Here is a 17,820-nt window from a genome sequence, read left to right as displayed (position 1 = left end):
TCCGATCCCCCTAATTCGTAAATGTCACTGTAACAACAGTTCCTTTTCCAACCTCTGATGTAATGTTTAAATCGTGACCGAGTTTTTCACAGATTTCTTTCGCTAAATATAAGCCCATCCCTGTGGATTCCCCAGTTTTACGCCCATTCTCACCAGTAAAAAAGGCTTTAGTGACACGAGAAAGATCCGATGTTGGAATACCTATACCTTCATCACAAATGGCTAATTGTACGCAGTCATCCTTTTTAATGGCAGAAATCGATATTTTTTTATTTGCTTCAAAAGTATATTTAACCGCATTCGTCACGAATTGCCCGAGAATAAAGCGAAGCCACTTTGAATCACTTGCTACAATGATGTCATCCTCAATATGGATTTCTGGGAAAACACGTTTCGTAATAAATAAACGTTTATTTTCATTAACAGTTGCAGTCACAATCGTTTTTAAAGGAACCTGTTCTACTTGCATATCCTCTTCAAAATTTTCTAATCGAGCATTCACCAACACCATATCCAAGCCTCTCCGCAAGCGATCAATTTCCTCTTGTACATTCTTTTTATCGAGAGGACGCTCATCCTGTAATAAGAGTTCAATAACAGAAATTGGTGTTTTCATCTGATGCACCCATTGATTAATAAACTGATCATGTCGTTTTTGGCCTGCATATAACGATTGAAGCTCATGCTTATATAGTCGATATAGTTCATGCATATATTTTTCAGCCTGCACCGCCTCAGGTGTTTTAGCATTTTTTTGCAACACATCCTCCATAGTTTTAGGAAGCTGCGATATTTTTAATAAATAACGTTGACGCATTAAATAACGGATAAGTAAAAACGAGGCTAACAATACTAAACTAATACAGAAAGAATAAATAGCAGTATCAACATTTCGAAAGCCGTCCAACCAATATAAGACCATGATGAAACCGACTAATAAGAACTGGAATACAATGAACGATGCGTAATCACGCAAAAATAATTTCCAGCCCACTATAACTCACCTGCACTTAAAATAAAGCGATAGCCCGCTCCACGTACCGTTTCTATAGAAGACGTAATATAATAATCAGCTAGCTTTTTCCGCACTCGTGTCATATTGACGTTCAACGTATTCTCATCGACAAATGCCTGATCGTCCCAAAGCTCTTCTAACAATTGCTCACGTGTCACAACTTTAGGAGCATTTCTCATTAACAGTTCTAAAATGATACATTCTTTTTTCTGAAGTGGAATCTCTAAATCATTTTTATGAAGCTCCATTCTTTCTAAATGAAGAACAAGCTGTCCTTGTTTAATTGTCCGTTCCTCTTGTCTTACTGAATATTCGCCATATGTACGACGCAAGTGACTACGGATTTTAGCCAGTACAATCTCGTAATTAAATGGCTTCGTAATGAAATCATCGCCCCCATTTTCTAGCGCAAAAATTTGATCCATTTCCCCAGAACGGGCGGAAATGAAAATAATTGGACAAGTTGTATGTTGACGTAGTTGGCGACACCAATAGTAGCCATCGTACGAAGGTAAATTTATATCAAGCAACACCATATGTGGATTAAATGCTGTAAATTCTTCAATGAGATGATCAAATTCTTTGATCGTTTCAACTTCGTATTGATATTTTCTAAGCGTTTCTGCGAGCAATGACGCAATCTTCACATCATCTTCGACAATAAATATTCGATGCTTCTCCATACCAACACTCCTTTCTATCCTATATTGTATCAAAAAAAGGTCCGTCGACATAACTGTCAGCGAACCTTTTGTAGCAAAAGTTAACACGAATCGTTAACTAGAGATTTTTATGGTCTCCAAAAGAAGAGGATGACATTTAAACATATGCGATGTCTATATGTTGATTGGAGTGGAGACTGGGCGACTCCTTGGGGATCAGCGTCACAGATGAGACCCTACAGCGAAGCGAAGCGGCTCATCGGACGCCCCCAGGAAGCTCTGCTCTGCGCGAAAGCGAAGCGTCAGCGGCAAATGTTTTATCTGTGCGAAAGCGAAGCGGCAGCAACAAAGCGCCCAGTCGGAACGGAAATCAACCACACTTTTATGGGGATGTTCCATTAGATAAGAGTGTCATCTTATGTCTCAAAGAAGGACATTTGCCAATTTCTACACAAGCTTTTCTTAATAAATTAATTGTAAAAACTCTTCTGTCGCAATTCCACCAAAGTATGTTGGAATATCAATATCCGTTAACGCCTCAGCAATTGCAGTTCGATCATAGTTTGTCCCAACTAATCGTTGTTCAACATCTGCCATGTCGCCCACACCGAAGAAATCACCAAAAATATGCGCTTCCTCAATAATTCCGTGATTCACCTCTAAGCGAACATCAATGCCTCCTGTTGGGAAACGATGTGTTTTTTGAATATTAAAACGTGGTGATTTGCCATAGTTCCATTCCCATGTTTGATAACGCTCAGCAGATAGCTTGTGAATATTTGCCCAGTCTTCCTCCGTTAGCTCATAATAGCGAATATTTTCTTCTCCACCGAAAATCGATTTTAAAACTTCTAAGCGGAATTCTTCGACTGTCATCATATCCTTCAAAAACTCAGAAATATTAGCAACACGTGAACGAATCGATTTAATGCCCTTTGATTCAATTTTATCTTTCTTCACCTTTAATGCAGATACAACAGCATCAATTTCTGTATCAAACATTAACGTACCATGGCTAAACATACGGCCCTTTGTAGAAAACTGTGCGTTCCCAGAAACTTTACGCCCTTCCGCTAAAATGTCATTGCGGCCTGAAAGCTCAGCATGAACGCCCATTTTTGCAAGTGCATCTACAACAGGCTGAGTGAATTTTTTATAATTCATAAAGCTATCGCCATCGTCTTTAGTGATAAAACTGTAATTAAGATTCCCTAAATCATGATACACTGCGCCTCCACCAGAAAGACGACGTACAACGATAATGCCATTATCCTCCACGTAATCTGTATTAATCTCTTCGATAGTATTTTGATTTTTACCAATAATGATTGAAGGTTGATTAATGTAAAAAAGTAGCACTGGCTCCTTCTCAACATCCATCGTTTTTAATAAATACTCCTCAATGGCAAGGTTAATGCGTGGATCATGAATCCCTTTATTATCAACGAATATCATAAATTCCGTTTCCTCCTTCACAAAATATCCATATTTATTTTAACGTAAATTAGGCATTTTGTGTTGACGAAACGCTTCTGTTATAATACACTAGGAAATATCAAAACAGTAATAGTACAGATGAACTTAAAGGAGGAGTCCACAATGTTAGAAAATGTAGTTGAATTTTTCAAGAACCTACCTGCAAAGCAATGCACAGAATGCGGTGAAAAAATTGAAGAACAAAGTGAATGCTACAGCAACACTTGTGAAAATTGTAACCACCTATAAGCATTTGCCTATTCTGTAATTGTCATATATGTGCCCCAAACGTACTAATAATGACACCCCTCATCATATTTTGATGAACCATTAATTAAATCTCTTACACTTACAAAACAGCAGCTGATACGCTCATATCAGCTGCTGTTTTTTGTATGATTTTTTTGCATATGAGCTTTTTTGTTGAAGCCGAGTGGTTCTTCCTGGTACCTGAGCAGTTTTCGAAGCTACCCGATCATAGTTTCCACCGCTATCTCTTCCCTTGCCAGACAATCATCCAACCATAAAAAAAACACCCATCAATATCGATGGGTGTAAAAATTCCCTTTTTTAGTTTTCCTCGGCTACTTTTGAGTAACGTTTTGTGTGTAGTAGCATGAAATAACCGAAAGTAATAACTAAGAATGCTACTAGGAAGCCTGCTAGAATTCCGTAGTTTTGCATTAAGAATGATGTATCACCAGTTGAGATACTTGCTTTAAATGCTGAAACAGTATATGTCATTGGTAATAGTTTATTAAATACTTGTAATGGTGTTGGGATTAACTCAAGTGGGAATGTACCCGCACTTGTTGTAAGTTGTAAAATTAATACAACAATCGCCATAAAGCGTCCTGGATCACCGAAAATAGATACTAACATTTGGATCAAAGCTAAGAATACATAGCTTGTTAATAATGCTGTTAAGAAGAAGTATCCTAAACTGTATACTTCAAGGCCTAAGCTCCATTTTACAATAACCACTGTTAATATAGTTTGAATTAAGCCGACTATTGCTAAAACTGAGACTTTACTTGTAAACCAAGTTGCCCCATTTTTTGGACGAATCGCTGGTTCCACAAGTGGGAAAACGATAGAGATTAATAACGCACCAACGAATAAACCAAGAGAAATAAAGTATGGTGAGAAACCTGTTCCATAGTTAGGTACATGGTTAACAGATTCTTTATCAACCTCAACCGGGCTACCTACCATATCATATGTGTCTTTGCTTGCATGAACTTCTTTTGCTTTTTCACTTGCTTCACCTAGTTTGCCAGATAATGTTGATGTACCGTCTACAAGTTCAGTTGTACCATCAGCAAGCGTTGCAGAACCTTCTGCTAATTCACCTGATTTAGATGCAAGTGTTGATGTACCTTGATTCAATGTTTTTGAACCACTTGCTAGCTCATTTAAACCTGAAGCCAATGTTTTAGAACCTGTTACGGCTGTCTTAACACCAGCATTTAATTCACCTAATTTTTGAGCAAGTGTTGCATTACCAGCTTGAAGACCTTTTGCTCCTTGGACTAACGCACCACTTTTTGATGTTAACTCATTAGCACCTGCTAACACTTGTGATTGACCTGCTGCAATTTGTGATGTACCAGAACTTACTTGGTTAGCACCAGCTTGTAATTTTTCTGTACCAGCAGTTAAAGAACCTAAGCCATTATGCACGCTTGCACTTCCTGCTTGTAGCTCTGCTAATGTTTGCTTTAATACTGCCGCTTGCTCTTCAGGCAATGAAGCCATCATGCCTTGTAATTGATTAGATAAAGCTGTGATGCCTGCTTCTACTTTTGCAGAACCCGCTGTTAATTGGCCTGCTGCACCATTTAATGCGCCTGCATTTTCAGCAATTGAAGCTGCGCCTGCACTAATTTGTTGTTGTTTATCGTTAATTGTAGCTAAACCTGCTTGAACCTTTGCTACACCTTGTGTATATTGTGATACACCTTGTGAAAGAGTTGTTGCTCCAGATGCTGCTTGTTGTGCACCTTGTTGTAACTGTCCAGTGCCGTCTTGTATTTTTACTAGACCAGTAGATAAGTCATTTGCACCTTTTGCAGCGTCTCCAGCACCTTTAGTAATTTTATCTGTACCATTTGACAATTCAACTGTACTTGATGCTAATTGCTCAAGATAACCTTTTAAATCTTTTGCACCATTAGCTAAAGTTTTAGCACCTTCATCTAGCTTACTTGAGCCATCTGCAGCCTCTGTAAAGCCATCTCCAAGTGTTGTAATAGAATCAAATAATTTTTCAGCATAAGTAGTTGAAACTTGTTTATTTACTTCCGCACGTATACGTTCCATTGCTGTTTCACCGATTTGTGCACTAAGGAAGTTTAATCCTTCATTTGGAATATAGTTCATGACTAATTTAGAAGGTTTGTCATCTAATAACGTAGTCGCATGCTCAGAGAAATTTGTTGGAATTTCTAGAGTCATATAATAATCTCGGCCATCTAGGCCTTTTTCAGCTTCTTCTTTGGATACTTCAATAAACTTAAAATCGTTACTCTCGACAAGCTTATCGACTAAGTCGTTCCCTAAATCTAATTTAACGCCTTCCATTTCAGCGCCCTTATCTTGGTTGACAACTGCTACTGGTAAATTCGGCAGGCCTTTATACGGATCCCAGAATGCCCATAAAAACATACCGGCGTACATGACTGGGATAAATAATACAGCGATTATTGAAACAAGCATTTTTCTTGTTTTAAAGATTTTCAGCCACTCAGCTTTAATCATAAGTTTTCTTCACTCCTATATATTTGACCGAAAACGTCAGTCGGTCATTTTTATTCAAAAAAAAAACTAAATCTTCATAGGGTTTATAACCTCTAGACTGTCATTGATTCACCTTTTGGCTCAGCAAATCAAGTTAAAATTAGCCCACGGAAGATTGTTTCCTTGAAAAGATTTAATATCTTTTCTTCTGGAATAATGTCGCCATGTAGCTCATGCCAATCAACGACAAACGCTAGATACGCCTTTAGTAACAGGAAACTAACTAATTCTGCATCACAATCTCTAATTTCTCCTTTAACGATACGTCTTTGAATTAATTCAGTAACGTAGGATAAAATTTCAGTCTCAATGCGAACTAAAACTTGTTTAACTGCTGGCGTTCGTAGCTCCTTTTCTTCCTCTAATAACTTCGCAAATAAAAGATGTTTTTCACGGAACTGTAGCATTTTCATTAAAGCATTGTGTGCATTTTCCATAAAGCTCGCTGATGCATCCAACACTGCATCTGCTTCTGCTTGCATCTCTCGTACAAGTGACATAGCTATCTCTTGAAATAAAATTTCTTTATTTGCAAAGAATGTGTAAATCGTCCCTTTACCGACATTGGCGATTTTAGCCACTTGCTCCATCGTTGTTGCCTTGTAACCAAACAATGTAAAGGATTTTGCAGCTGCTTCAAGAATTTCCTGCCTACGATCCATTAGTAACATCCTTTCTTGTTATGTTATGTACATGCCTTTGTACACGAAAATGATAATGACCAGAAAACCGTTTCGGTCATCTGGTCATTATCATATTCCTATTTTAAAAATAATGCAAGCATTTAATGGGTATTTTTTTCATTTTTTTCGTGATCACTATGCTCAGCATCCTCTGATGTATCATTACCGTGATCCATCATGTTATGATCCATGCTGTTGTTATTTGCTTTTTCATCCTCTGGTAAAACTTTCGTCATATCCGGGCTTCCAGCAGTAATTTGTTGCTTCGGCATATTATGAATACCATTAGCTGTCGTATGAGCATACATATAATATACTCCATCGTGGTCAAACTTAGTCTTCGCTTTATAAACGCCATCTTTCTCTAATTTACCCTCAATCGTTTGCCCTTCATCTCGTTTACCAGATTCCCACACTTCAAATTTCACATCTGCATCATCGATACTTTTGCCACCTTGTTCAACTTGGGCAGCAAGCTCAACTGTTTCATTTATTGCTACTTCTTTTGGTGTTAAAATTTGAACCTCCAACATTTGTGGCTCTTGTGGTTCTGGTAAAGCTGTTGATTCTTTCTTATCTCCGCAACCTACTAATAATGCAGGTACTGCAACTAATGCCAATAACCATTTTTTCATGTTTTATTCCTCCATTAACGGCAATTTAATTTTTACAATTGTGCCTTTTTCAACTTCACTTTCAATCTCTATCTTGCCATGTAACTGCTTCAACAATTGTTCAACAATCGATAAGCCTAGTCCACTGCCACCATCTGCTCGGCTCCGCGCTTTGTTAACACGATAAAAGCGCTCCGTTACATGCGATAAATCCTCTTGTGGGATACCCATGCCATAATCCTTAATGATAATTTGTGCACTACCATTGTCCTCAAAAGCAGTAATTTCAACCTTTGACTGCTCATACGAGTAATTAATGGCATTTTCAATAATATTAATAAAAATTTGTTTCAGCTTTACTTCATCAGCTTTGATGATTAATGCATCATCAGCATCTAAATGAAGTGCAATGCTCTTCTTCTCTGCTTGATGTGTTAATATTTTTTGAACCTCACGTAATGTTTCGGCAAGAGGAATTGGATATAAAGTAATTTCTGCTTGTTCATTTTCCATACGTACAAGTTGAAGTAATTCATTCGTTAAGCGTTCCATTCGATTTGCCTCACGTACAATTAGCTGGATCGTTTCCTCTTTTTGTTTTTCTGGAATAATGCCATTCTGCATTGCTTCACTATACCCTTTTACATAACTAATGGGTGTCCGTAGCTCATGTGAAACTGTCGCTAAAAACGTTTTTTGAGCCTCATCCTCTTGTTGTATCGCCTCTGCCATTTGATTAAAGGTGCTCGATAATCTCCCAATTTCATCTTTTGAATGAACTGGCACGCGTGTTCCATAGTTTCCGTAAGACATTTGCTCAACAGCTCTTTGTAAATTACTTAATGGTCGCATAATATGACGAATTCCTTTATAAATTAAATAGCTGATGACAATTAAAAATATAAAGGCACTGACAAATAAGAAAATGACTTCATTATTCGCTAATTCACTAATTTTTGCTAGAGGGAAGTATATATAGATAATCCCTTCGAGCCTATTTTGATCTACTAGCGGAAGTACTACCGAAATTAGCTGTCTATCAAATCGGGGCTCATACCCAATTTTTTGTACATATTCACCTGCAAGTAATTGCTGCCTCTCTTCTGGACCAATTAATGTTTCGAAATCAATATCAAACGGCACACAGGCACTTAGTTCTCGCGGATTTCTTACTGCAAAAATATTCAAATTTGAGTAATTAGCATAATGTTCAATATCAGCAATAAATTCATCCGTTACCTTACTACCGGTATACATCGTTTGTAGCTTTGTCCCTACTTCTACCATTATCTCTTCCGTGTCTTCTACATAAAGTCGTTCATATAAATAATTAGTCAGGACATACATAAAGACAACGGTAATGATCAAAAATGCAAAGATTAATAGCCAAATGCGTGTTGAAATCTTTTTCATTCGCCAGGATCAAAGCGATAGCCCACTCCCCAGACGGTTTGAATATGCCCCGCCGCTTCCTTTCCAAGCTTTATACGTAAGGTTTTTATATGAGTATCAACAGTTCTTGTTCCCCCTACATAATCAATATCCCAAATGCGTTCTAGTAATTGCTCCCTCGTATAAGCATTTCCAGGATTTTTCATAAATAAATGTAATAATTCAAATTCCTTTAAAGTAAGCGGAACACTCTTTCCATCTACAGATACCTTCCGTGCAGTCTCATCTATTTTAATAGGTCCAAGCATCACATATTTTTGCTGCAAGTCTTCAATATTAGTACCACTTCTTCTTAACACAGCTTGAATTCGCGCAACGAGTTCATCGTTTGTAAAGGGTTTTACAATATAATCATCTCCGCCTATTGTAAGGCCTCTAACTTTATCCTCATTCGCATCACGTGCTGTCAAGAAAATAATTGGTATATTCGACATCGCACGTATACTTTGGCAAACTGCAAAGCCATCTTCATGCGGCATCATCACATCAAGTAGTACTAAATCAATTTTTTCGCGTACAATAATATCGTAGGCTTCTGTACCATTTGCTGCTGTTAAGGTCTCAATTTTTGCATTATGGAGCATCATTTCTATTAAATTACGCATATCTTGCTCATCATCAACAATTAATACAGTTGTCACATTTTTTCCTCCCTTACTAACAGTTGAAATGCACCTTTCCCAACATCAACTGTTTTCTTCACCTGACCTTCTTTTATGAAATACAAAGTATGATCATCATAGCCAGCGACAACAATATAATCTTTAAACTGATTTACGGCAAATGGATTAGCTCCTACTTCTTGCTGCCATTTCACATTTCCATCAAAGTCGGCAACATATAATTCATTCCGTCCATGACTAACGACGAGGACAGCATCCTTTGTTTTGGTTAACCCGACAGGCATTAAAGGCATTTCGATCTCCCCATGTTTGACTCCTGTCATAAGATCATATTTTTTTACAGAGCTATTTGGTTTACTTCCTTCTCCATGACCACCAATCCATAGTTCATTTTTCTCTTCAAGAATTGCTATTCCATGTGATGATTTTTGAATCGGCCACTCTTGCTCAACCTTTAGATTCTCAATATTTAACACCGATAATTTCGTATCTTTATAATTAATCACATATAGCTTATCTTTATAGGCTGCCATTGACATAGGATAATTACCAAGCTTCTGTGTTGCCAGTTCGTTGCCCTTCTCATCAAAGCTTGTCACGGTATTTGTTTTGCTATTCGTAATAAAAAACTGTTTTTTATTTTCAGCATAATACACATTCGTTGTACCAAGCTTTACTTTTTTGGAATAGAGCTTCTTTCCGGTTGATAATGTATAGACGTCTATTTCATTTAATTGATGACCGTACAATAACACACGATCATTTTCAAGCAGTATTGCCCCTGAGTAAGCTTTGTCAAATAACCATGTTGCCATCACATTCCCTTGTCCATCTATAAAATCTAGCGAAGGCTCTTGTATATTTAAGGACGCAATAAAACTCTGATCGCGTTCAATAGGCTCAAACGATTTCTCCGCACACCCTGCTAGCCATATAAGCTGTACTAAAGAAAAAATGAAGAATACCCATTTTTTCAACATCATCACCTCTGTTTCTTAACTATACTTCACAATTGTGAAATTCGAGTGAAACTTGAGAGGTGAATTTATGACAAAGAAAACAAGCAAATTTCACGATTATTATAATGTAATACTACATCTACGAGCATTTATCCAACCAAAAAATATAGTAGCACATATACTACAAAGATTATGGTAAGGAGAAATCCACTTTATGGTGTCCATTAGCTTATGTATGATAGTGAAAAATGAAGAAGATGTTATTGGTAGATGTCTAGCATCTGTAAAAGGCTTAGGCGATGAGATTAATATCATAGATACAGGCTCTACCGACAATACGAAGCAAATAGTTAAACAGTATACAGATCGTATTTTTGATTTTGAATGGATTCATCATTTTGCAGCTGCAAGGAATTTTTCATTTCATCAAGCAACAAAGGATTACATTTTATGGCTAGATGCAGACGACGTATTATTAGAGGCGGATCAGGAAAAATTTAAAGCACTAAAAGAATCCTTGACCCTTGATATAGATGCCGTTTCGCTGAATTATAATTTAAGCTTTGATAATGAAGGAAATGTAAGTTCTTTATTAAGAAGATATCGCTTAGTAAGAAGAGATAAACAATTCCAATGGATAGGTGCCGTACACGAATATTTAGAAGTCGGTGGAAAGCTATTGGATAGTAATATGGCCGTCAGCCATTTACCACTTAGTCATGATCATACGCGGAATATTAACATCTATAAGCAATTAGTTGAATCAGGAGAAACACTCTCTCCACGGGATACATTTTATTACGCAAATGAATTACTAGATCATGGACAATTTGAGGATGCAATATTTTACTATGAAACGTTTTTAACTTCTAAATTAGGCTGGGTAGAAGATAATGTTCGAGCCTGTTTCAAATTAGCAGATTGTTATTCTCATCTAAATGATACAGAAAATAATTTGAGTTCCATTTTAAGAAGCTTTGAATATGATATTCCACGTCCAGAAGCGTGTTGTAGACTTGGCTTTCATTTTATGGAACAAGCAAAAAACTATGAAGCAATATTTTGGTATGAACAAGCACTTATCATCAAGCAAAATCCTAATTCCCCCTTTTCAAAATAAAACCTTTACGACATGGTTACCCCACTTACAACTTTGTGTCCTCTTTGATCGGTTACAACACTATGAAACTGCCAACGCACATAATGAATTAGCCCGATTCTTTTTACCAAATGATGAAAAAATACTACACAATAAAACATATTTTGATCGTATTTTAAATAAGGGTAATGAAGAATCTTAATTTTCTTCTATATTAATGGATTAGTTAGTACATTGGAGCATTGGAGTAATTTTCAATTCTAGTAATAGGTTTTAACTATACATTGAAGAAAAATACTTTTATCGCTATTGATATTCTAGAATAACCAAGTAGTTAACTATCTATTTCACCTTTTCCCTCTATGAATACGATATTTGAGAGAGGAGGTGAAACAATGCATTTTGGAAAATTTACAGATAGAGTTTGCAGCAAATGTAACACATTCCCATGTTGTTGTAGTACTTGGCCTGTTAAACCTGGAAGAACTGGCCCTACAGGAAGTACTGGGGCTACTGGTGTTACTGGTTCTACAGGGGCTACCGGCTCTACTGGGGCTACTGGCGTTACTGGTTCTACGGGAGCTACTGGGGCGACTGGTGTAACTGGGGCGACTGGGGAACCTAGAGCTACTGGTTCGACTGGCGTTACTGGTTCTATGGGAGCTACTGGGGCTACTGGTGTAACCGGGGCGACTGGCTCTACAGGAGCTACTGGTTCGACTGGCGTTACTGGTTCTACGGGAGCTACTGGGGCTACTGGTGAACCTGGAGCTACTGGCTCTACAGGAGCTACTGGGGCGACTGGTGTTACTGGTGTTACTGGTGTTACTGGTGTTACTGGTGTTACCGGGGCTAATGGGTACAGAAGGTTTCTCAGCATTTGCTAATGGTATATCAGTAAGCGCTTCAACTAGAATTACTAACTGGAGTGATGCACCTCCATATTTCACAACACCAGCATTCAATCCAACGACCGGAATTTTCACTGTTCCAACGACTGGAAGATATGCTTTTGAAGCTACAATCAACTACTCAACTACTGCAGCAATTACCATAGACTTAGTTGCTGGCATCAATCCATCATTTGCTATTCGCCAAAATGCTACAACAAATTTAATTAGCGGGCTATTCCCTGTATTAAATGTAGCAATACCTGTGTTGCTAATTTTACGAGCTGTCCTTGGTAATGGGACAGTAACATTGGCTGGAGAAGTCGATTTAAATGCAGGTGATACCATTGATTTATTCTACAATGCTAACGGTTTAACGAATGGGCTTGCTCTTGGAGGAGCTAACTCTGGCGGTATTGTATGGTCATGTCACCGAATTTCATAGCATTAATAACAAAAATATTACTGATTTAACAACAAACATTCTTATAAGATCTTTACTGGGAAAGTAGAAGCTTACTTTCCCAGTTTTTAAATTGAGACCCCTAACTTGTGAAATTTGTACTTTGCCCTATCTAATTTCATACTCTTTACAAATTACCCCTTATCGAATCTCTTAAAAATCCGGATTACTAACAAGCAATAAAAAAGTAGTACAAACATTGATTTTTCAAGTTTGTACTACTTACTGATAACCATTTAATCCCCAAACATTTCCTTCAACATTTCGTCAGCAACATTTTTACCTTGTTCAACACACTCAGGTATTGATATTCCTTCGAAGGAACTCCCCGAGAGCCTGACAGTCGGAAAATGTTCATGTAATTCTTGTTTTACACGCTCTACCTTCGCCTCATGTCCTACCGTATACTGTGGCATGGCATTTTTCCAGCGGGAAACGACAGTCATTAACGGTTCTCCATCTACACCAATTGTTTTCATTAAATCCTGCAATACGGTCTTTTCAATTTCAGTATCGGATAGCGCTACAATTGCCTCGTCGCCCACTCGGCCAATATAACTGCGCAACAGCACGTAATCATCTGGTGTTGTGCCAGGCCACTTTCGATTCATCCACGTACAAGAAGTTATTGAAAAATCACTATTTCGAGAGACAAAAAATGATAATGCATCTAAATCACCTAACTGGTCTTTTTTAAATGCCATTGTCACAGTAGCAATAGTTGCTGCCTTCATCGTACTCAATTCCGTTAATAACTGGTGTTTGCTGAACATTTTTCTTGCCACATTAAAAGGTGTAGCAATAATAACAGCATCTGCTTTTAATTGTGTAAAATTGTTTAACACAACTTGGACAGTACCATCCTTACCATGCTCAATTTCCTCAACCTTAACACCCTTCATAACTGTCCCAGGAAGTAGTGATTCTTCAAGTTTTTCGATAAGTGTCTCAAGACCATTATTAAATGTTTGAAAAATGCCCTTATCTTTCGCAGTGAGATCGTTACTTAAAAAATTCGTACCAGACTTTTTCATCCCAATAAGTAGGCTACGATATTTTTGCTCTAATCCATAAAGCTGTGGGAATGTTGAGCGCATGCTTAACTGCTCAATATCACCAGCAAATGTTCCTGCAAGTAATGGCTCTACGAGATTTTCTACAATTTCAGCACCGAATCTTCTTCTAAAAAATTGCCCTAATGGTTGGTCATCATTCTGTGCCGAACGAGGGATGAAAAAATCCCCCGCCGCACGAATTTTCCCGCTAAGTGAAAACAAACCTGATGTAATAAATGACGAGATATGTGGTGTTGCCCCAGACAAAAGATTGCTCGGGATTGGATACAATTGACTACCAACGGCAACGTAGGTCGGTCCTGTATTGCTTGTAATCATTTCCTGTTCAATGCCTAAATCCTTTGCCAAAGCATATACATAGTTCTCACGATCAAAAAAAGATTCTGGCCCGCGCTCGAAAATAAAGCCATCTTTTCTCAGTGTTTGTATTTTTCCGCCAAGACGTAATGACGACTCGACAAGTACGATATCTAACGGCAATTCTTTTGCGCTTGCTTCTTTTTGCAAATAGAACGCAGCTGTGAGGCCAGTAATGCCACCGCCTACAACAACTACCTTTCGTCTTTTCTGAGTCACCAACATCATCACTTTCTTTTCGCTTAGCTTAATTTTTTATGAATGGCATCAACCATTGCATCAATAAATAACGGGTGTGTATTTGGCATTGCTGGACGATAATATTTCGCGCCAAGTTCATCACAAACAACTTTACATTCATAATCGTTGTCATATAAAACTTCTAAATGTTCTGTTACAAAGCCAACTGGCGTATAAACGAATGAACGGAAGCCCTTTTGCTCGTAAAGTTCACGCGTTAAGTCCTGAACATCTGGACCGATCCATGGCTCAGGTGTTTGACCTGCTGATTGCCAGCCAACTTCTACATTATTGACACCCGTTGCTTCTTTGATTAGTCGAGCCGTCTCAATTAATTGATCTTCATATGGATCGCCCAACTCTTTAATTTTCTCTGGAAGTGAATGTGCAGACACGATTAAACATGCTTTTTCACGTTCTTCATCAGACATTGCATTAAATGTTTCATTCACTTTGATTTTCCAATACTCAATGAATTTTGGTTCATCATACCATGATTCTACAGAAGTAATTGTTAATCGATTTCCAGCTGCTTCTGCTGCACGACCATTATATGATTTAATAGAGAACGTTGAGAAGTGAGGAGCTAATACGATAGAAACTGCTTCTTTAATACCTTCCGCTATCATTCCTTCTACAGCATCTTCAATGAATGGGTGAATATGCTTTAAACCGATAAATAATTTGTATTCCACATTATCTTGCACTTCATTTAAGCGAGCACATAAAGCCTCAGCCTGCGCTTTTGTAGCAGCAGCAAGTGGCGATAGACCACCGATGGCCTCATAACGACCGCGTAAATCTTCTAAATGCTCTTCTGATGGTTTGCGACCGTGGCGAATATGCGTATAGTAAGGTTCAATGTCTTCTTCTTTATAGGGTGTTCCGTATGCCATAACTAATAAGCCTTTAACTTCTTTCATTACCTTTTCACCTCTAAATAATAGTTAAATATATCTTTAATCATACAGTATGTGACAAAAAGAAGCTGTCCAATTCATTAGGTTGGACAGCACCCTTTCTACGATGAAATCGAGATATCATCCTAGAAAAGAATATGAGATTTTATATCTTGTTCACTTCTACATTAAGAACGTGCTTGGATTTGTTGAGCACTATAATCATGAATAAGAGCTGTTAAACGTTTTAACACTTCTGGGTCTACCTCTGGGAAGACACCATGACCTAGGTTAAATATATGTCCTGGCATTTCTAAGCCTTGATCGATAATATCTTTCGTGCGTTTTTCAATAATTGACCAGTCAGCAAGTAATAGTGATGGATCTAAATTGCCTTGCACTGGTTTAGTTATACCGTTTGCACGCGCTTCTTTAATTGGTAAACGCCAATCTAATCCAACTACATCAATCGGTAAATCATTCCATTCTTTCGCTAAATGACTTGCACCTACACCAAACTGAATAAGTGGCACATTTTCTTTTTTCAGCTCAGCAAAAATACGTGTCATAATCGGTTTAATGAAAACACGATAGTCTTCAACATTTAAAGCACCAACCCAAGAGTCAAATATTTGGATAGCTTTTGCTCCCGCTTCGACTTGGGCAGAAACATCAGAAATGATCATGTCAGCTAATTTGTCCATTAAGGCAAACCAAGCTTGAGGCTCTGATACCATAAATGACTTTGTTTTATTATAGTTTCTTGAAGGACCACCTTCAATCATATAGCTTGCGAGAGTGAAAGGCGCACCTGCAAAACAGATTAGAGGCACATTTAGTTGTTCCTCTGTTAACATTTTTATCGTTTCTAAAACGTACGGTGTATGTTCCTTCGCATTGAATTCACCTAGTTTTTCTATATCAGCGACTGAGCGAATAGGATTTGAAATTACAGGACCTACGCCTGCTTTGATTTTCACATCTACTCCAATACCAGGGAGTGGAGTTACTATATCTTTGTATAAAATTGCCGCATCAACATTGTAATTTTCTACTGGCAATCGCGTTACATATGCACAAAGCTCAGGTTGAAGTGTAATTTCCTCTAAAGAATACTTTTCTTTAATCGCACGATATTCTGGCTGAGAGCGTCCTGCTTGTCGCATATACCATACTGGTGTATGTTCAGTTCTTTCTCCTCGTGCAGCACGTAGAAGAGTATCATTAAAAGTTGTCATGAATAGTTCCTTCCCCTCAATAAAATTCATATCGTAAAATTCTCTTGTTTTTTCTGTTATTATTGATATCCGTTTTCAATAGTAAACGCTTCCTCTGTTATTGTATAGTTTTCATAGGGAAATGTCATAAAATTGTTCTTTCTAAGGGGTTTCTTTTTTGACAAAGCTTTAGACTTTCATTTTAATGGAGATAATCACGCTATATTACGAAAATTCATAAGGAGGTCAATTTTATGTATATTTATTTAACTTCTGGTACAGGTGATTTTTTAGAACAGCTAAAGAATAAATATCCAAACGAGGTAATGATTTTAATACACGGAGAAGGAAACTCTGTGCTCATACATGAAACCGAAGAAAAATCTGTCTTTGCCACACCACGTAAGTTTGAAGTGCTAGATTCAGTAAATGATTTAGAAGAACGTGGCTTCTTTGTATTCAACAATATCCCCGTTACAGATGAAGGTAGACCAGTTTTTGAACATCGCTTTTTAAATCGAGCACGCGCTATTGAAGATGAACCAGGCTTCGTAGCATTCCGACTACTTCGTCCATTAAATAGTGAAACATTCATCGTCATGACACAATGGAACGGTCCTCATTCATTCGAAGCATGGAAAAGCTCAAAGGCATTTGCCTCCGCACATGCTGAACGTAAAGAACCAACTGGTGTGAATCAGCAAAATATTTTCTCAGCAGCTTCCTATGTCACAACCTATAGCGCTGCTCCAAAAGAAGAAAACGAAGATTAGCTGAGGCGCTCAGGGATTCACTGCTTACCGGGGTATTCCTCCGGGTGCGCGGGTATTTGTTGCTCTTCCGCGGGTATCCTCCTCGGATTCGCGGGTATTCGCTGCTCTTCCGCGGGTATCCGTTTCCTTTCCCGGGACGCGCGGAATTTATTACTCTGCCAAGAATATTCTATTATGAGAAGTGTTGACCCGCTTTTTTCCAGTTAGTGAAACTATTATATTGATCAATTATGCCTCGGTATAATTGCGTCCGGAATCGGCTTTGTGCTTAGGCCTGCAGATGTTTTTTGCGCGAAAGCGAAGCGTCAGCGGCAGATGTTTTTTGTGCGAAAGCGTAGTGCTAACGTAGCGGCAGCAACAGATGTTTTTTGCGCGAAAACGTAGCGGCAGCAACAGATGTTTTTTGCGCGAAAGCGTAGCGGCAGCAACAGATGTTTTTTGCGCGAAAGCGTAGCGGCAGCAGCAGATGTTTTTTGCGCGAAAGCGTAGCGGCAGCAGCAGATGTTTTTTGCGCGAAAGCGTA

General features: G+C 38.1%; 17 protein-coding genes and 1 pseudogene. 5 read left to right on the top strand and 13 right to left on the bottom strand.

Annotated features, from left to right (window positions below; all coding sequences use genetic code 11):
* Nucleotides 1-10: 10 nt before the first annotated feature.
* From ABH968_RS24920 to lplA, 3 genes are all read right to left on the bottom strand, one after another.
* Entirely contained in the window at nt 11-994 is a 984-nt protein-coding gene (locus ABH968_RS24920; protein WP_370048352.1) for a sensor histidine kinase, read from the bottom strand.
* Nucleotides 994-1,698 carry a response regulator transcription factor gene (locus ABH968_RS24915; protein WP_370048351.1) on the bottom strand — a complete coding sequence of 235 codons (705 nt, stop codon included), beginning with the start codon at nt 1,696-1,698 and terminating at the stop codon, nt 994-996. The genes ABH968_RS24920 and ABH968_RS24915 overlap by 1 nt, the downstream gene beginning before the upstream one ends.
* A gap of 441 nt (nt 1,699-2,139) precedes the next feature.
* Nucleotides 2,140-3,132 carry a lipoate--protein ligase gene (gene lplA / locus ABH968_RS24910; protein WP_370048349.1) on the bottom strand — a complete coding sequence of 331 codons (993 nt, stop codon included), beginning with the start codon at nt 3,130-3,132 and terminating at the stop codon, nt 2,140-2,142.
* A 144-nt stretch (nt 3,133-3,276) separates the two neighbouring features.
* On the opposite strand from lplA, the gene yhfH reads away from it, so the two are divergent.
* Nucleotides 3,277-3,402, top strand: coding sequence for a protein YhfH (gene yhfH, locus ABH968_RS24905; protein ID WP_132362068.1), 126 nt, complete (start codon nt 3,277-3,279; stop codon nt 3,400-3,402).
* A gap of 321 nt (nt 3,403-3,723) precedes the next feature.
* On the opposite strand, the gene ABH968_RS24900 is transcribed toward yhfH, so the two are convergent.
* From ABH968_RS24900 to ABH968_RS24875, 6 genes are all read right to left on the bottom strand, one after another.
* Complete coding sequence (locus ABH968_RS24900) at nt 3,724-5,913, bottom strand: YhgE/Pip family protein (protein WP_370048347.1); 2,190 nt, start codon at nt 5,911-5,913, stop codon at nt 3,724-3,726.
* 128 nt (nt 5,914-6,041) lie between these two features.
* Nucleotides 6,042-6,614 carry a TetR/AcrR family transcriptional regulator gene (locus ABH968_RS24895; RefSeq protein WP_370048346.1) on the bottom strand — a complete coding sequence of 191 codons (573 nt, stop codon included), beginning with the start codon at nt 6,612-6,614 and terminating at the stop codon, nt 6,042-6,044.
* Nucleotides 6,615-6,736: 122 nt separating this feature from the next.
* Nucleotides 6,737-7,270: a FixH family protein gene (locus ABH968_RS24890; RefSeq protein WP_370048344.1), complete on the bottom strand. Its 534-nt coding sequence runs from the start codon at nt 7,268-7,270 to the stop codon at nt 6,737-6,739.
* A gap of 3 nt (nt 7,271-7,273) precedes the next feature.
* Nucleotides 7,274-8,662, bottom strand: coding sequence for a sensor histidine kinase (locus tag ABH968_RS24885; protein WP_370048342.1), 1,389 nt, complete (start codon nt 8,660-8,662; stop codon nt 7,274-7,276).
* Nucleotides 8,659-9,342, bottom strand: coding sequence for a response regulator transcription factor (locus ABH968_RS24880; RefSeq protein WP_370048340.1), 684 nt, complete (start codon nt 9,340-9,342; stop codon nt 8,659-8,661). Before ABH968_RS24880 ends, ABH968_RS24885 begins: the two co-directional genes overlap by 4 nt.
* Entirely contained in the window at nt 9,339-10,304 is a 966-nt protein-coding gene (locus ABH968_RS24875) for a YncE family protein (protein ID WP_370048339.1), read from the bottom strand. Before ABH968_RS24875 ends, ABH968_RS24880 begins: the two co-directional genes overlap by 4 nt.
* 193 nt (nt 10,305-10,497) lie before the next feature.
* On the opposite strand from ABH968_RS24875, the pseudogene ABH968_RS24870 reads away from it, so the two are divergent.
* The 3 genes and pseudogenes from ABH968_RS24870 to ABH968_RS24860 all read left to right on the top strand — a co-directional run bounded on the left by ABH968_RS24870 (nt 10,498) and on the right by ABH968_RS24860 (nt 12,717).
* Nucleotides 10,498-11,584 (top strand): annotated as a pseudogene (locus ABH968_RS24870) (tetratricopeptide repeat-containing glycosyltransferase family 2 protein).
* A gap of 193 nt (nt 11,585-11,777) precedes the next feature.
* The gene (locus ABH968_RS24865; RefSeq protein ID WP_370048337.1) at nt 11,778-12,269 is read left to right on the top strand and encodes a collagen-like protein; all 492 of its coding nucleotides are present in this window, start codon (nt 11,778-11,780) and stop codon (nt 12,267-12,269) included.
* Complete coding sequence (locus tag ABH968_RS24860; RefSeq protein ID WP_370048335.1) at nt 12,238-12,717, top strand: hypothetical protein; 480 nt, start codon at nt 12,238-12,240, stop codon at nt 12,715-12,717. Before ABH968_RS24865 ends, ABH968_RS24860 begins: the two co-directional genes overlap by 32 nt.
* A gap of 254 nt (nt 12,718-12,971) precedes the next feature.
* Here ABH968_RS24860 and hemY read toward each other — a convergent pair whose 3' ends face one another.
* The 3 genes from hemY to hemE all read right to left on the bottom strand — a co-directional run bounded on the left by hemY (nt 12,972) and on the right by hemE (nt 16,545).
* Nucleotides 12,972-14,396 carry a protoporphyrinogen oxidase gene (gene hemY / locus ABH968_RS24855; RefSeq protein WP_370048334.1) on the bottom strand — a complete coding sequence of 475 codons (1,425 nt, stop codon included), beginning with the start codon at nt 14,394-14,396 and terminating at the stop codon, nt 12,972-12,974.
* Nucleotides 14,397-14,410: 14 nt separating this feature from the next.
* Entirely contained in the window at nt 14,411-15,331 is a 921-nt protein-coding gene (hemH, locus tag ABH968_RS24850; protein WP_370048332.1) for a ferrochelatase, read from the bottom strand.
* Nucleotides 15,332-15,495: 164 nt separating this feature from the next.
* Complete coding sequence (gene hemE, locus ABH968_RS24845; RefSeq protein WP_370048331.1) at nt 15,496-16,545, bottom strand: uroporphyrinogen decarboxylase; 1,050 nt, start codon at nt 16,543-16,545, stop codon at nt 15,496-15,498.
* Nucleotides 16,546-16,778: 233 nt separating this feature from the next.
* Between hemE and ABH968_RS24840 the strand changes: the two genes are divergently transcribed.
* Nucleotides 16,779-17,297: an antibiotic biosynthesis monooxygenase family protein gene (locus ABH968_RS24840; RefSeq protein WP_370048329.1), complete on the top strand. Its 519-nt coding sequence runs from the start codon at nt 16,779-16,781 to the stop codon at nt 17,295-17,297.
* Nucleotides 17,298-17,525: 228 nt separating this feature from the next.
* On the opposite strand, the gene ABH968_RS24835 is transcribed toward ABH968_RS24840, so the two are convergent.
* A partial coding sequence (locus tag ABH968_RS24835; RefSeq protein WP_370048327.1) for a hypothetical protein occupies nt 17,526-17,820 on the bottom strand: 295 nt, incomplete at its 5' end.

It is taken from the genome of Lysinibacillus sp. RC79 (assembly GCF_041262405.1).
Taxonomy (GTDB): domain Bacteria; phylum Bacillota; class Bacilli; order Bacillales_A; family Planococcaceae; genus Lysinibacillus.
The sequence above is the reverse complement of the archived record's forward strand: the minus strand, read 5'-3'. Positions and strand labels throughout refer to the sequence as shown.

Excerpts from the sequence above, each read along its gene's own strand:
- ABH968_RS24895 (WP_370048346.1), bottom strand. The coding sequence starts at position 6,614 with ATGGATCGTAGGCAGGAAATTCTTGAAGCAGCTGCAAAATCCTTTACA.
- ABH968_RS24915 (WP_370048351.1), bottom strand. The coding sequence starts at position 1,698 with ATGGAGAAGCATCGAATATTTATTGTCGAAGATGATGTGAAGATTGCG.
- ABH968_RS24865 (WP_370048337.1), top strand. The coding sequence starts at position 11,778 with ATGCATTTTGGAAAATTTACAGATAGAGTTTGCAGCAAATGTAACACA.
- ABH968_RS24890 (WP_370048344.1), bottom strand. The coding sequence starts at position 7,270 with ATGAAAAAATGGTTATTGGCATTAGTTGCAGTACCTGCATTATTAGTA.
- ABH968_RS24875 (WP_370048339.1), bottom strand. The coding sequence starts at position 10,304 with ATGTTGAAAAAATGGGTATTCTTCATTTTTTCTTTAGTACAGCTTATA.
- yhfH (WP_132362068.1), top strand. The coding sequence starts at position 3,277 with ATGTTAGAAAATGTAGTTGAATTTTTCAAGAACCTACCTGCAAAGCAA.
- ABH968_RS24885 (WP_370048342.1), bottom strand. The coding sequence starts at position 8,662 with ATGAAAAAGATTTCAACACGCATTTGGCTATTAATCTTTGCATTTTTG.
- ABH968_RS24840 (WP_370048329.1), top strand. The coding sequence starts at position 16,779 with ATGTATATTTATTTAACTTCTGGTACAGGTGATTTTTTAGAACAGCTA.
- ABH968_RS24860 (WP_370048335.1), top strand. The coding sequence starts at position 12,238 with ATGGGTACAGAAGGTTTCTCAGCATTTGCTAATGGTATATCAGTAAGC.
- hemE (WP_370048331.1), bottom strand. The coding sequence starts at position 16,545 with ATGACAACTTTTAATGATACTCTTCTACGTGCTGCACGAGGAGAAAGA.
- hemY (WP_370048334.1), bottom strand. The coding sequence starts at position 14,396 with ATGATGTTGGTGACTCAGAAAAGACGAAAGGTAGTTGTTGTAGGCGGT.
- ABH968_RS24900 (WP_370048347.1), bottom strand. The coding sequence starts at position 5,913 with ATGATTAAAGCTGAGTGGCTGAAAATCTTTAAAACAAGAAAAATGCTT.
- lplA (WP_370048349.1), bottom strand. The coding sequence starts at position 3,132 with ATGATATTCGTTGATAATAAAGGGATTCATGATCCACGCATTAACCTT.
- hemH (WP_370048332.1), bottom strand. The coding sequence starts at position 15,331 with ATGAAAGAAGTTAAAGGCTTATTAGTTATGGCATACGGAACACCCTAT.